Raw genomic sequence first — 14,188 nt, 5'->3', positions numbered from 1 at the left:
TGCTAATGTAGGCGTTTCAGAACCATAGATTTTTCAGACGACCTTTTGTACCGGTAAGATTATCGACAATATGCCGTGTAATCCGAGTGGAAAAATCCGATTTTATCCACAGAAAAATTCAAACGATTACAGATTATCCGACTTTGTTCTCACAAAAAACAGAACTTGAACGCAGCCTTTAAATGAATCCAACAAATTGATTATACAACCAGTAATAAGGTTATCCACAAAACGGGAAGGTACTCATCACCATCATCATTTTTTTAAATAATTACATATTAATTTTAAAAACAACCAAAATTTATCCCCAAATATGGGGACAAACCGTACCAATCTACATTTTCAGACGACCTATTTCACGGTTTTTTTATTTAAATCAAACATTTTAAAAGTAGCATCGTGTAATTCTAGGTAGTAGTTTTATTTCAGGCTACAATAGCCCTTATTGAAATTTATCCCTTTCCCTACTGACAGGAGTATCAAAATGAGCATCAAAGTAGCGATTAACGGTTTCGGCCGCATCGGCCGTCTGGCATTGCGTCAAATTGAAAAAGCCAAAGGCATCGAAGTCGTCGCCGTCAACGACCTGACCCCTGCCGATATGCTGCTGCACCTTTTCAAATACGACAGCACCCAAGGCCGATTCCAAGGTACTGCCGAATTGAAAGACGATGCCATCGTAGTGAATGGCAAAGAAATCAAAGTCTTCGCCAATCCGAATCCTGAAGAATTGCCTTGGGGCGAATTGGGCGTAGACGTCGTCCTCGAATGTACCGGCTTCTTTACCAGCAAAACCAAAGCCGAAGCCCACATCCGCGCCGGTGCGCGCAAAGTCGTTATTTCCGCGCCCGGCGGCAATGACGTGAAAACCGTCGTATATGGCGTGAACCAAGACATTTTGGACGGTAGCGAAACCGTCATCTCCGCCGCTTCCTGCACCACCAACTGCCTTGCCCCGATGGCGGCAGTCCTGCAAAAAGAGTTCGGCGTAGTCGAAGGCCTGATGACCACCATCCACGCCTACACCGGCGACCAAAATACCCTTGACGCACCGCACCGCAAAGGCGATTTGCGCCGCGCCCGCGCCGCCGCGCTCAACATCGTGCCCAACAGCACCGGCGCCGCCAAAGCCATCGGTTTGGTTATCCCCGAATTGAACGGCAAACTCGACGGCTCCGCCCAACGCGTCCCCGTCGCTACCGGCTCACTGACCGAATTAGTTTCTGTTCTCGAACGTCCAGTTACTAAAGAAGAAATCAATGCTGCGATGAAAGCTGCTGCCAGCGATGCTTTAGGGTACACTGAAGATCAAATCGTTTCTTCTGATGTCATCGGTATCGAATACGGCTCGCTCTTTGACGCCACCCAAACCCGCGTGATGACCGTAGGCGACAAACAACTGGTGAAAACCGTCGCCTGGTACGACAACGAAATGTCCTACACCTGCCAACTCGTCCGCACTTTGGAATACTTCGCAGGCAAAATCTAAAAGATTTCGGATTGGCTAAACCAGTCTGTGGATAAGTAAGAGAAAAGGTCGTCTGAAAACGAGCGTGAACGAGTTTTACTAAACTTAGTTTCACATTTTCAGACGACCTTGTTTTATCTCCAATCCGTCGTCTCTCCTGCCTGGCGGGAGAAGATTAGAAAGAGGGTGACTCCACGGGTTGTACGAATACGAATTTTTTTACCTAAACCCACAAAGCCACCCCCATCCTAACCTTCCCCCGCCGGACGGGGGAAGGGACAAGTTGTCGTTGCAGTAACGAGTAGCGTGGGCTTTGCCCACGATATGAATAAAAATTCGATAGTTATCTGATTCGGATTATCGGATGATGGATTTCGTGAGCGAAGCCCACGTTACGGGGTCGGTTTATCTCAAGCGTTAATTGAATAAGACCCGCATCGATTGATATAGTGGATTAACTTTAAACCAGTACGGCGTTGCCTCGCCTTAGCTCAAAGAGAACGATTCTCTAAGGTGCTGAAGCACCAAGTGAATCAGTTCCGTACTATCTGTACTGTCTTCGGCTTCGTCGCCTTGTCCTGATTTAAATTTAATCCACTATAAAAAGGTCGTCTGAAAACCCAAATCTTAGGATTTTCAGACGACCTCTTTTTTAATTAAATCAATCACTAAATTTCAAACAACGCTTATTCCAACAACCGTCGCACGGTTTCCCTCGATTTGAAACCTGACTTCATAATCCTCAATATTCATGACGTAAATCCGTTCGGGAATATTCTGATAGGCGGGACGCGGGTCTTGGGCAATGCTTTGGCTGATCAGGTTTTTGGTGCTTTCAGATAAATTTTCCGCGCCGATGTTTTCCAACCATACGACTTCCAGCTCTTCGGGTTTGCCGCTGACGAAGCCGGATGATGCGTCGGGTTTGGATTCGACAAAGGGGATGTAGGGCTTGATGTCGACAATCGGTGTGCCGTCCAGCAGGTCTGCGCCGCTGCAATAGAGGCAGACGGGTTTGCCAGTTTCGATGCGTTCGAGTTTTAAGAGCGACAGTCCGAGATGATTGGGGCGGTGGGGGCTGCGCGTGGCGAATACGCCCATTTTTTGTTTGCCGCCGAGCCGTGGCGGACGCACCATTTGCGCCCAGCCTTCATCCAATACGCCGTGAAAGATAAAACTTATCCATACATAATCGAAGCATTCCAGTCCGCGCACGCTGTCAGCGGTAAATTCGGGATTCAGCTCGATGCAGACTTCTGCGGCGGGAACCAATCCGGGCTGGCGGGCGACTCCGAATTTCTGTTTGTAGGGCGAGCGGGCGGTGGCGATGGGGACGATGGTGTAAGTCATGAGGATTGTGGACAAGTTTTTCGGAAAAACGTTATCTTATCACAGCCGGTTTTACCGCTTTTGGGCAGTAATTTGTTATAATACAGGGCATTTTAATCGCTTTGAAATGATGAGATGATTGTTTCCATTGATGTTGATGCACAAAAAACTTTTACGCCTTTGTGTCCTAAAGAGCTGCCTGTAAACGAGGGGCATTTGATTGTTGAAGAATTGAATGCCCAAGCCACTTTGGCGGATTTGCGCGTGATGACGAAAGATGCGCATCATGCGGCAGCGAAATGGCTTGTGGATAACCCTGTTGATATGTTAAAGCCGACAGGTTTGCCCGATGCGGATTTGACTTGGGTGGCTCATGCGATGGTCGGTACGCGCGGCTATGAATTGTTGGACGGACTGCCTTCTGCCAAGGAATACGATTATTGCGTTTGGAAAGGCGTTGATCCTGAATTGCATCCTTACGGCGCGTGTTTTCACGATATCGAGGAAAAACTGAGCACAGGGTTGATCGAATGGCTGCGTTGTCAAAATACGGATACGGTCATTGTCGGCGGGTTGGCTACGGATTATTGTGTGAAAACAACGGTTTTGCAGTTGCTAAAAGGCGGCAATTGGCAGGTTATCGTCAATGAAGCGGCTTGTCGGGGCATTGCGCCGGATACCATCGAAACGGCATGGCAGGAAATGCGTTCTTCTGGTGCAATCATCTTGAAAAACGCTGAAGAAATTAAAAAATATATTAATAATCAATAAGTTAAAATTGTTTCACGTGAAACACCCTTCCTAAATATGAAAATTTTGCTTGTCCGCTTGTCCAGTATGGGCGATTTAATTCACACTTTGCCCGCAATCGAAGATTTGGCGCGACAATGCCCTGATGTAGAACTGCATTGGCTGTGTGAAGCCGGATTTGCGGATATTGCGCGCCTGCATCCGTTCATAAAAAAAATCCATGTGATGAAATGGCGGCAATGGCGAAAACATCTCTTTCAGGCTGAAACTTGGCGGGAAATAGGTCGTCTGAAACAGGTCTTGCGGCAGGAAGCATTTGATTTTGTATTGGACAGTCAAGGTCTGATTAAAAGCGCGTGTTTCGCCAAAATGGCAAAATCCCCTATTTATGGTTTAGATAAAAACAGCGCGCGTGAGGGGTTGGCCGCGTTGGCGTATGCGAAAACATACGCTGTACCGAAAGGGAAAAATGCCGTTTGGCGCAACCGCGAGCTGTTCGCCCAAGTATTTGGATATGCAATGCCGGAAACGCAGGTATTCGGTTTGACCGTTCCCGAAGCAGGTCGTCTGAAAAATTTAGAGCAGCCGTATTATGCGGCTTTGCACGCGACCAGCCGGGACAGTAAGTTATGGCCTGTGGAAAACTGGCGGGCCTTGCTGCAAAAGCTGAATGAAGAACAACAATGCAATGTTTACCTGCCGTGGGGAAATGAAACTGAAAAAATGCGTGCCGAACAAATTGCAGACGGACTGCCATTTGCCATTGTGTGCGACAAAATGAATTTATTGCAGGCGGCGTATCTGCTGAAACACGCGGTCGGAATTGTCGGTGTGGATACCGGTTTGCTGCATTTGGCAAATGCTTTGGAAAAACCTGTGGTCGGTATTTATACCGATACTGATCCGATTAAAACAGGCGTTCAAGTTTCGGCTGTTGCAAAAAATTTGGGCAATATCGGGCAAATTCCGACTGCAGATTTGGTTTATCAAACGTTGATGGATTGTGTGGCTGCCGATGAAGGCTCAAAGGTCGTCTGAAACTGATATAGCGGCATGACATTTTCCAGTTTGTTGAGTACAGGAATGTATATCCTTCAGCCTGAGTAAATGCTTTAAAAATGGTATAATCGGCAATCATTATCTGAAAGATTTCTGAATGAATTCGTTTTTAAGAAAAAACGGATTTGATTTTATAGAGAAGAAGGTTTGGTTTCGCTGGATGGTGAAAGCAACGTTCTTTTTAGGAGAATTCAATGAAAGCACTGGTCGCAGTAAAGCGCGTAGTGGACTACAACGTCAAAGTTCGTGTAAAAGCCGATGGTTCGGATGTGGATATCGGCAATGTCAAAATGTCGATGAACCCGTTTGACGAAATCGCTGTGGAAGAAGCCGTCCGCCTGAAAGAAGCCGGGAAAGTAAGCGAAATCGTAGCGGTTTCTTTGGGTGAGAAAAAATGCGAAGAAACGTTGCGTACAGCTTTGGCGATGGGTGCCGACCGTGCAATTCATGTTGAAACCGATACTAAATTGGAGCCGCTGGCAGTTGCCAAGCTGCTGAAAGCCGTTGCGGACAAAGAAAATCCACAAATTTTCTTTTTGGGCAAACAAGCGATTGATGACGATGCCAACCAAGTGGCGCAAATGCTGGCTGCTTTGCTGAATGCGGCGCAAGGTACGTTCGCGTCCAAAGTACAAATTGAAGGCGACGAAGTGCAGATTGTGCGCGAAATTGATGGCGGCGAAGAAACCCTAGCATTGAAACTGCCTGCTGTTATCAGTGCGGATTTGCGTTTGAACGAGCCGCGCTTTGTCAAACTCCCCAATATTATGGCGGCAAAGAAAAAACCTTTGAAAAAACTGGCTCCTGCTGATTTGGTTGCGGATATTTCACCTCGTCTGAAAACGGTGAAATTTGCCGAACCTAAAGCGCGTCAGGCAGGCGTAAAAGTAGCAAGCGTTGCCGAATTGGTTGAAAAATTGAAAAACGAAGCCAAAGTGATTTGAGGAGACTGAAATGAGCGTATTGATTATTGCTGAACACGACAACAAACAGTTGAATCCTGCCACTTTGCATGCCGTTACCGCTGCTGCCAAACTGGGTAAAGTCGATTTATTGGTTGCCGGAAACGGCGCATTGGCTGTAGTGGAATCCGCGAAACAAGTAGCGGGTGTGGATAAAGTTTTGGTTGTGGATGCTGCCCATTATGCCGAAGGTTTGGCTGAAGAACTGGCTCCACTGGTTGTCAAATTGGCAGCGGATTACCGCTATGTTGCAGCAACGGCAACCACATTCGGTAAAAACCTTCTGCCCCACGTAGCCGCTTTATTAGATGTACCGCAAATTTCTGATTTGACTGAGATTGTGGATAACACGACTTTTGTGCGCCCCATTTATGCGGGTAATGCATTTGAAACCGTGCAAGCCGATTCAGAAAAATTGGTGCTGACCTTCCGTGCGACGGCTTTTGATGCAGCGGCGGCGCAAGGTGGTCATGCTGAGGCAGTTAACGTTGAAGCGACCCCTGCTCAAAACCTGAGCCGTTTTGTGAACCGCCAGCTTTCTCATTCCGATCGTCCTGAGCTGACTCAGGCAAAAGTGATTGTTTCCGGCGGTCGTGCTCTGGGTAGTGCGGAAAAATTCAATGAAGTGCTGACACCGTTGGCAGATGTTTTAGGTGCGGCAATCGGTGCATCCCGTGCGGCAGTTGATGCCGAATATGCGCCGAATGATGTGCAAGTCGGACAAACCGGCAAAGTAGTTGCGCCGCAGCTCTATTTTGCAATCGGTATTTCAGGTGCGATTCAACACGTTGCCGGTATGCAAGACAGCAAGGTGATTGTTGCAATCAATAAAGATGCTGATGCGCCGATTTTCAATGTAGCTGATTACGGATTGGTTGGCGATTTATTTGAAATCGTTCCACAATTAACAGAAGCATTGAAAAATTGATGTTTCACGTGAAACGTTCAGACGACCTTGTTATTAATGAGGTCGTCTGAAAACATTTCAGCATGATTACGACTTATAAAACCATTACTTCCCCGACGCAGGCTGAATTTAAAGATAAAGGCAGCCGTTTTATTGCATTTGCCTATCCGATTCGGACATTGGCTGATGTGAAAAAATATCTCGATCCGTTAAAGGAAGAACATCATAAAGCGCGGCATTGGTGCTATGCCTATCGTCTGGGTGTGGATGGTACGCAATTCCGTGCCAACGATGATGGAGAACCGTCAGGAAGTGCGGGTCGGCCGATTTTAGGGCAGATTGATTCGGTGGGCGTAACCGATGTTTTGGTCGTGGTCGTCCGCTATTTCGGCGGTACTTTATTGGGTGTTCCCGGTCTGATACATGCGTATAAAGAGGCAACGGCTCAAGCGTTGGCAGTTGCGGAAGTGGTTGAAAAGAATATTGAAAAAACCGTTTGGCTGAAATGTGAATATCCGTTTTTGAACGAAGCAATACGCATCGCTAAACAATATCAGGCGGATATATTGGAACAGGATTTACAGTTGGATTGTCGATTGACGGTAAGTTTGTCGTTGGCAAATTATGAGGCCTGTATTTCGGCTTGGAAGAATACACGGCAAATTGAAGTAAATACAGAAAAGCCTTTTGAATGAAAAGATCGTCTGAAATGCTTTGTGATGGTATTTCAGACGACCTCTTCTCTCATAAATCTTCTTGTGTGTATCTGTCTAAGGCATCGATGCTGGAGCGCAAATATAGCCATGCCAATTGATGGAATTCGCCCAGCGCGTTCCATAACGCATCTTCACTCATAATGCTGTATTCGCCTTCCGTACTCAAATCCAGTTCTGCCCCGTCCTCAATGGCTTGATGGCACGCCTGATACTCATGGGTATAAAAATTGTCCATATCGCGAATCAAAGCGACGGCATGTTTCCAACGCCGGATGTCTTCTTCCAATTGCGGTAGTAGATGACACCATTCGCGGTATTTTCTTTGGATTTCATCAATACGTTTTTGCATGGTTGTTTGTCCTTTTTTTAATTTTGTGGATAAGTTGAATAGGTTGCAGAGTGGAATGAAGTGGTCTTTGTTTGATTCCACCAAAATTTCTTCAAACGGGACAAAAGTCCCCTTGTGTCGAGTTTTCGTTAAAAGTACATATTTGTCAAGGAGATGGCATGAAACTGCTGGTTATCGGTAATGGCGGTCGCGAACACGCATTGGCTTGGAAATTGGCGCAGTCGCCCAAAGTGGAAACAGTATTTGTTGCGCCCGGTAATGCCGGTACGGCGATTGAACCCAAGTTGCAAAACATCGCCTTGACTGCGCATCAGGATTTGATTGAATTCTGCCGTAAAGAAAATATTGCTTTTACCGTCGTCGGCCCTGAAGCGCCTTTGGCGGCGGGTATTGTGGATGATTTCCGTGCCGCAGGGCTGAAAATATTTGGTCCGACACAATATGCGGCGCAGTTGGAAAGTTCTAAAGATTTCGCCAAAGCATTTATGGCGAAATACAACATTCCGACCGCGCAATATCAAACCTTTGAAAATGCCGATGCTGCACATGATTACGTCAATCAGAAAGGTGCGCCCATTGTCATCAAAGCCGATGGTTTGGCGGCAGGTAAAGGCGTGATTGTGGCGATGACTTTGGATGAAGCGCATGCTGCGATTGACGATATGCTGCTGGGCAACAAAATGGGTAATGCGGGCGCGCGTGTTGTAATTGAAGATTTCCTGCAAGGCGAAGAAGCGAGCTTTATCGTCATGGTTGATGGCAATCATGTGTTGCCTATGGCGACCAGCCAAGACCACAAGCGTCTTTTAGACGGCGACAAAGGTCCGAATACGGGCGGTATGGGCGCGTACAGTCCCGCGCCTGTGGTAACGCCTGCCGTGTACGAGCGCGCGATGAACGAGATTATTTTGCCGACCGTGGCGGGTATGAAAGCGGAAGGGCATGAGTTTACCGGCTTCCTGTACGCAGGTTTGATGATTGATCAAAGCGGCGCACCCTATACGATTGAGTTTAACTGCCGTTTTGGCGATCCCGAAACTCAACCGATTATGAGCCGTCTGAACAGTGACTTGTCGGATTTGGTCGAAGCGGCAATAGACGGCAAACTCGATAGCGTAACTGCAGAATGGAACCCGCAAACTGCCGTAGGCGTGGTGCTGGCGGCGCAAAATTACCCCGAAACGCCTAAAAAAGGCGATGTTATTTCCGGTCTGGATGCTGCCAACCAAATCGGCAAAGTTTTCCATGCTGGCACAAGGGCAAACGAGAAAGGCGACGTATTGACCAACGGCGGCCGTGTATTGTGTGTCGTAGGATTGGGCGACGATGTGGCGCAAGCCAAAGCCAAGGCGTATAGCGCATTGGAAAAAATCAGCTTCGACGGCATGCAATACCGTAAAGACATTGCCGATAAAGCAATCAACCGTTAATCAAAGAAACAGGTCGTCTGAAAACGTATAGTGGATTAACTTTAAACCAGTACGGCGTTGCCTCGCCTTAGCTCAAAGAGAACGATTCTCTAAGGTGCTGAAGCACCAAGTGAATCGGTTCCGTACTATCTGTACTGTCTGCGGCTTCGTCGCCTTGTCCTGATTTAAATTTAATCCACTATAATTGTGTTTCAGACGACCTTCCCTATCATGCTATTCCCCAGAATCCTTTCAGCCTCGACACGTCGCAAGCTGCAATCCCATCTTAAAAAAGGCGGCTTGGTCGCCTATCCTACCGAGTCCTGTTACGGCATAGGCTGTATCCCAACCTTGCCTAAAGCACTCAACCGACTGATTCATCTGAAAAAAAGACCGCAACATAAAGGCATGATTGTCATTGGCAACCAATTGGAGCAATTACAGCCCCTGCTCAAAAGGTCGTCTGAAAACATTCAAACCATGCTTAGAAACGAATGGCCTGCACCCAAAACCTTTCTGCTTCCTGCTGCTGTTGACGTTTTGCCCGCACTGCGCGGAAAAAGGCGCAGCAAACTGGCGGTCAGGGTTCCTGCCCATGCAGGTGCGCGCCGCTTGTGTCAGGCTTTGAAAACGCCTTTGGTCTCGACTTCATGCAACCGCGCAGGCAAACGCGCGTGTAAGACGGAGCGGGAAGTGAGAAGGCAGTTTGGAAGGAATGTATGGGTAGTCGGCGGTTTAATCGGCAAACAAAGGTCGCCGAGTCAGATTATTGATGGGGAAACAGGTGTCCGTTTGCGTTAGAAATCGGATGGGTGGGATGATTAGGAATTATGCTTTGAACCGATAAACCGCTTATTTGAGAAAATGTGGATAATCCTGAATATAACTTTCTCAAAAAAACCAAAAAGGTCGTCTGAATCCCCATATTCATGGTTTTCAGACGACCTTTTGATTTGATTATCTTGTGGATAAGTATGTAGATAAGTTGAGTATTAGAGCTTGCTGCCGCATACGGCTTCGAATTGTTTTTCGGTAATCGTACCGTTCATCACGCTCATCGGGCGGATATTTGTCGCGGTGTAGCTGTGTTTGGAAATTTCTTTGCCGTGTTCGTCGAGGAGCTGCAAAGCGGTCAGGCGGTAGGTCTTGTTGGTGCAATGGATTTCCCAGTCGCCAATGGCGGTTTTGTAGGCAGGCGTGTTGACGAAACGTTCTTCTTTCATCTTCGATACGGTTTTTCTATCGCGGAAAGTGACCAAAGTACCGTTTTTCTTGATGCTGTTTTTATCAATCGCCACCTTGATATTGCCGTCGGAAATCGTGCCGATGTTGTCCCAGTTGCCGCTGACGCCGCCGCTTGTGGTCGTAGTCGTTTGACAGGCGCTCAGGAGCAGGGCTGTCGATAAAGTCGAAATAAGGGAAAAGTGTTTGATGTTCATAAGTTTCGGTTGCTTAGGATAAATTATTAGACTGCCGTATTATGCGCGAAGATGGCGGGGCAGTAAATCGGCTTTGCAAAGTCTTAAAACCGCCAAAAAATGAAAAGGTCGTCTGAAAACAGGTTTTCTAGTCGATTGATTGGAACCAGTATGCCGCCGCTTCGCCTGAGATTAAAAAGAACGGTAAAGCATTGAGTAAACCAGTTTCCTACATCCGTATTGTGGGTAGTTACGCCATCTTGTCAAATCAAAAATCAATCCACGATACCCAACCAAGCATAATCCGTTTTCAGACGACCCCATGTGGATAACTCAAATATCCCCCATGCAGGCAGTGTCTAAAACCGCTAAAATAACGCTTTTCCCTTCCTACGGAACCATCATGCCCCAGCCTTCCGCCCAACAGATTTTGCACGAAGTATTCGGCTATCCCGAATTTCGCGGCAAGCAGGAGGCTGTCGTCAATACATTGGCAGGCGGTGGAAGCCTGCTGGTATTGATGCCGACGGGTGGGGGCAAGTCGTTGTGTTACCAAATTCCCGCGCTGATGCGCGAAGGCGTCGCTATCGTCGTTTCGCCGCTGATTGCTCTGATGAACGACCAAGTGGCGAGCCTGCACGCCGCAGGCATAGAAGCAGCGGCGGTCAACAGCAGCACAACGGTGGAAGAAGCTCGTGAAGTGGCGGACAAACTCGCCCAAGGTCGTCTGAAACTGCTCTACGTCGCACCAGAGCGGCTCGTTACCGACCGTTTCCTGCGTTTTCTCGATCAGCAAACCATCAGCCTTTTCGCCATAGACGAGGCGCATTGCGTCAGCCAATGGGGACACGATTTCCGCCCCGAATACCAGCAATTAGGGCTGCTTGCCGAACGCTATCCGCAAGTGCCGCGCATTGCCCTGACTGCGACCGCCGATGCGGCAACCCGCGCCGACATCAAACATTTCCTCCATCTGGAAGATGCGCCCGAATTCATCTCCAGCTTTGACCGCCCGAATATCTATTATCAGGTCATCGAAAAAAACAACGGCAAAAAGCAGCTTCTCGACTTCATCCGCAAAGAGATGGGAGGGCAAAGCGGCATCGTCTATTGCCTAAGCCGCAAAAAAGTCGAAGACATCGCCCAATTCCTTTGCGAAAACGGATTGGACGCGATTCCTTACCATGCCGGCTTGAGCATGGAAGTGCGCGAAGCAAACCAACGCCGTTTTACCCGCGAAGACAACATTATCGTCGTCGCCACTGTTGCCTTCGGTATGGGCATAGACAAACCGGACGTGCGCTTCGTTGCCCATCTCGATATGCCCCAAAGCGTCGAACATTTCTACCAAGAATCCGGTCGCGCCGGGCGGGACGGGTTGCCTGCCGTGAGCTGGCTGTGTTACGGGCTGAACGACTGGGTATTGCTGCGCGAACGCATCGCCGAAGGCAACAGCGACGAAGTGCAGAAACAAATCGAAATGCAGAAGCTCGATGCCATGCTTTCCGTCTGCGAAACCGCCGCCTGCCGCCGTGTTCTCTTGCTCAAACATTTCGGCGAAGAATCCACCCCCTGCGGCCATTGCGACAACTGCCTGCATCCGCCCGTACGCTTCGACGGCACCGTCCTTGTACAAAAGCTCCTCAGTTGCGTGTATCGCGCCGGACAACGCTTTGCCGCCGGCTATATCATCAACCTGCTGCGCGGTAAAAGCGACGACTGGATACAGCGCAACGGCCATGACAAACTCTCCACTTTCGGCATCGGCAACGGGCAAACCGACAAAGAATGGCGCAGCGTCATCCGCCAGTGCATCAGCCTCGGCTACCTCACCGTCAACACCGCCCAATATCAGGCATTGCAACTGACCGAAGCCGCAAAAAAAGTCCTCAAAGGCGAAACCGAAGTCATGCTGCGCCCGTTGCGCCGCGAAAAAGCCACCACTCAAAAGCCCAAAGACAACTGGCTGCGTACCGAACGCGAAGAACGCCTATGGCAGGCATTACGGCGTTGGCGGCAGCAGCGCGCCCATGTCGAAGAAGTCCCCGCCTACGTCGTATGCGGCGACAAAACCCTGCGCGACATCGTCGAAAAAATGCCGCAAACGCTGGAAGATTTGCATCAAATCTACGGTTTAGGCGAGGCAAAAATCAACAAATTCGGCATCGACATCCTCAATGTCTGCGAGAACGCCGCCGAAAACCAAAGCGGGAAAACGAGCAACGAAGAACCCCTATTCACCCCCCAAACCGAGCGCGAACAGCAATTACAGCAAAAGCTGGAAACCTGGCGTGCCGAGCAGGCAGCCGCCAAACAATGCGCCTTGGGCAAAGTCCTTTCCAACATCAGCCTGACCGACCTTGTCGTCTTCACACCCGCCGAAGAAGCCGACCTGCTCGGTATTTACGGCATAGGCAGTGAAAGAATTGCCCAATACGGGCAGGTAATACTCGACATCTGCCGCCCCTACGCAGACGTGCTTTCCGAGCCGAAACAGGCAGAACGCCAGCTCGCCCGCCGCCTGTTCCAATGGTGTCTCGATACCGCCCGATATGAAGGCGGAGAGATGCACGCCGTCGCCAAAAAACAGACTTTACGCGCCATCGCCAAAGCCCAGCCGCAAACGTTGACGGCGCTTTCTAAAATTGATGACGTGAGCGGGGAATGGTTGGACAAATACGGTGAAGAAATCATAGAAATCTGCACGGCGGATTGACGGTTTAAAAGATATAGAAAAAGGTCGTCTGAAACCTTGAAAACCTGTTTTCAGACGACCTTCTGAATATTAATATCGTTATAAAACAATAACAAACAAAATTTTTTCAATTGGCTTGTAAGCATTTTCAAGCTGCCGCGTCTAATCGGGTATGAAATGATTTTATGAAATGGTTATGATGAAAACGAATATCACAGCCCCGTGGCAATCGGCTTTAGGTTTATTGGTTTTGCGCCTGTTTGCTGCTTACGAATTTTGGGAAGCGGGCATGCAGAAATGGAGCGGCGAAAACTGGTTTGCCGAAATCAACGACCAATTCCCCTTTCCGTTTTATCTGCTGCCCGACAGCATGAATTGGAACTTGGCGATGTGGGCGGAGCTGGTTTTTCCGGTTTTGCTGCTTTTAGGATTGGCAACCCGCCTGTCTGCCTTGGGATTAATTATTGTAACGGGCGTAGCATGGGCGGCAGTCCATGCGGGTGCGGGTTATAATGTCTGCGACAACGGCTATAAAATGGCTTTGATTTATATCGTGGTTTTAATCCCGATTCTGCTACAAGGCGCGGGCTGTTTATCGCTGGATGCACTGTTGAAAAAACGTTTTTGCCCGAAATGCCGCGTCGGAAATCAATGAAAAAGGTCGGGGAGCGGACTTTAAACGCGCCAACTCAAATTCTTAATCTGTTTAACTTGATACTTTAAAAAGGAAATCAATATGAAAAAAAATGTAGCCGCTGCCCTTGCAGGTGCTTTGTCTTTGTCTTTGGCTGCCGGCGTTGTTGCCGCTGACAAACCGGTAAGCAGCAAAGCAGGCGTTCAGAAATCTGCTCAAGGCTCTTGCGGTGCGGCTAAAGCTGCTGAAGGTTCATGCGGCGGCGCTGCTTCTAAAGCAGGCGAAGGCAAATGCGCTTCAACCGTAAAAAAAGCCCCCGCTAAAAACGCCAAAGCAGCAAAAGCCAAAGCTAAAGCAGTTGAAGGCAAATGCGGCGAAGGCAAATGCGGTTCCCTGTAATTTGAAACAAAAAGCCGCATTTTATTGATAAATGCGGCTTTTTATCTGATTTTGACAGCAATTTCGTACCAAAACCGTCGGAACACCATCCAA

Annotated in this window: 14 protein-coding genes; 11 read left to right on the top strand and 3 right to left on the bottom strand. The window is 48.5% G+C overall.

All coding sequences use genetic code 11. From position 1 onward, the window contains the following. The first annotated feature begins 484 nt into the window (after positions 1-484). Entirely contained in the window at positions 485-1,489 is a 1,005-nt protein-coding gene (gene gap, locus DBZ16_RS10570) for a type I glyceraldehyde-3-phosphate dehydrogenase (protein WP_107813966.1), read from the top strand. 654 nt (positions 1,490-2,143) lie between these two features. On the opposite strand, the gene tsaA is transcribed toward gap, so the two are convergent. Beyond that, a complete protein-coding gene (gene tsaA, locus DBZ16_RS10560; protein ID WP_107813965.1) occupies positions 2,144-2,818 on the bottom strand; it encodes a tRNA (N6-threonylcarbamoyladenosine(37)-N6)-methyltransferase TrmO in 675 nt (224 codons plus the stop codon). 114 nt (positions 2,819-2,932) lie between these two features. On the opposite strand from tsaA, the gene DBZ16_RS10555 reads away from it, so the two are divergent. The 5 genes from DBZ16_RS10555 (at position 2,933) to DBZ16_RS10535 (ending at position 7,170) form a co-directional block, all read left to right on the top strand. Further along, the gene (locus DBZ16_RS10555) at positions 2,933-3,568 is read left to right on the top strand and encodes a nicotinamidase (RefSeq protein ID WP_107813964.1); all 636 of its coding nucleotides are present in this window, start codon (positions 2,933-2,935) and stop codon (positions 3,566-3,568) included. Positions 3,569-3,604: 36 nt separating this feature from the next. Next, positions 3,605-4,585 (top strand): lipopolysaccharide heptosyltransferase I, encoded by a 981-nt coding sequence (gene waaC, locus DBZ16_RS10550; RefSeq protein WP_107813963.1) that lies wholly within the window; start codon positions 3,605-3,607, stop codon positions 4,583-4,585. A 215-nt stretch (positions 4,586-4,800) separates the two neighbouring features. Further along, on the top strand, positions 4,801-5,550 hold the full coding sequence (locus DBZ16_RS10545; protein WP_107813962.1) for an electron transfer flavoprotein subunit beta/FixA family protein: 750 nt from the start codon (positions 4,801-4,803) through the stop codon (positions 5,548-5,550). Positions 5,551-5,560: 10 nt separating this feature from the next. Beyond that, the gene (locus tag DBZ16_RS10540; protein ID WP_107813961.1) at positions 5,561-6,496 is read left to right on the top strand and encodes an electron transfer flavoprotein subunit alpha/FixB family protein; all 936 of its coding nucleotides are present in this window, start codon (positions 5,561-5,563) and stop codon (positions 6,494-6,496) included. A gap of 62 nt (positions 6,497-6,558) precedes the next feature. Further along, positions 6,559-7,170, top strand: coding sequence for an IMPACT family protein (locus DBZ16_RS10535; RefSeq protein WP_107813960.1), 612 nt, complete (start codon positions 6,559-6,561; stop codon positions 7,168-7,170). A 49-nt stretch (positions 7,171-7,219) separates the two neighbouring features. Here DBZ16_RS10535 and DBZ16_RS10530 read toward each other — a convergent pair whose 3' ends face one another. Next, positions 7,220-7,540: a DUF4298 domain-containing protein gene (locus DBZ16_RS10530; RefSeq protein WP_003779629.1), complete on the bottom strand. Its 321-nt coding sequence runs from the start codon at positions 7,538-7,540 to the stop codon at positions 7,220-7,222. A gap of 158 nt (positions 7,541-7,698) precedes the next feature. Between DBZ16_RS10530 and purD the strand changes: the two genes are divergently transcribed. Continuing rightward, entirely contained in the window at positions 7,699-8,970 is a 1,272-nt protein-coding gene (purD, locus tag DBZ16_RS10525; protein WP_107813959.1) for a phosphoribosylamine--glycine ligase, read from the top strand. Positions 8,971-9,180: 210 nt separating this feature from the next. Next, a complete protein-coding gene (locus tag DBZ16_RS10515; protein ID WP_107813958.1) occupies positions 9,181-9,750 on the top strand; it encodes an L-threonylcarbamoyladenylate synthase in 570 nt (189 codons plus the stop codon). 191 nt (positions 9,751-9,941) lie between these two features. Here DBZ16_RS10515 and DBZ16_RS10510 read toward each other — a convergent pair whose 3' ends face one another. Next, complete coding sequence (locus DBZ16_RS10510) at positions 9,942-10,388, bottom strand: surface-adhesin E family protein (RefSeq protein ID WP_107813957.1); 447 nt, start codon at positions 10,386-10,388, stop codon at positions 9,942-9,944. A 382-nt stretch (positions 10,389-10,770) separates the two neighbouring features. Here DBZ16_RS10510 and recQ point away from each other — a divergent pair, with 382 nt between their 5' ends. From recQ to DBZ16_RS10495, 3 genes are all read left to right on the top strand, one after another. Next, positions 10,771-13,083 carry a DNA helicase RecQ gene (recQ, locus tag DBZ16_RS10505; RefSeq protein ID WP_107814021.1) on the top strand — a complete coding sequence of 771 codons (2,313 nt, stop codon included), beginning with the start codon at positions 10,771-10,773 and terminating at the stop codon, positions 13,081-13,083. Between the two features lie 178 nt (positions 13,084-13,261). Next, positions 13,262-13,717 (top strand): HvfX family Cu-binding RiPP maturation protein, encoded by a 456-nt coding sequence (locus DBZ16_RS10500; protein WP_107814020.1) that lies wholly within the window; start codon positions 13,262-13,264, stop codon positions 13,715-13,717. An 81-nt stretch (positions 13,718-13,798) separates the two neighbouring features. Then, entirely contained in the window at positions 13,799-14,095 is a 297-nt protein-coding gene (locus DBZ16_RS10495; RefSeq protein WP_107813956.1) for a hypothetical protein, read from the top strand. Positions 14,096-14,188 lie beyond the last annotated feature (93 nt).

The organism is Neisseria sicca (assembly GCF_003044565.1).
GTDB classification, from domain to species: Bacteria; Pseudomonadota; Gammaproteobacteria; order Burkholderiales; family Neisseriaceae; genus Neisseria; species Neisseria sicca_A.
This window is presented reverse-complemented; position numbering and strand designations above follow the sequence as displayed.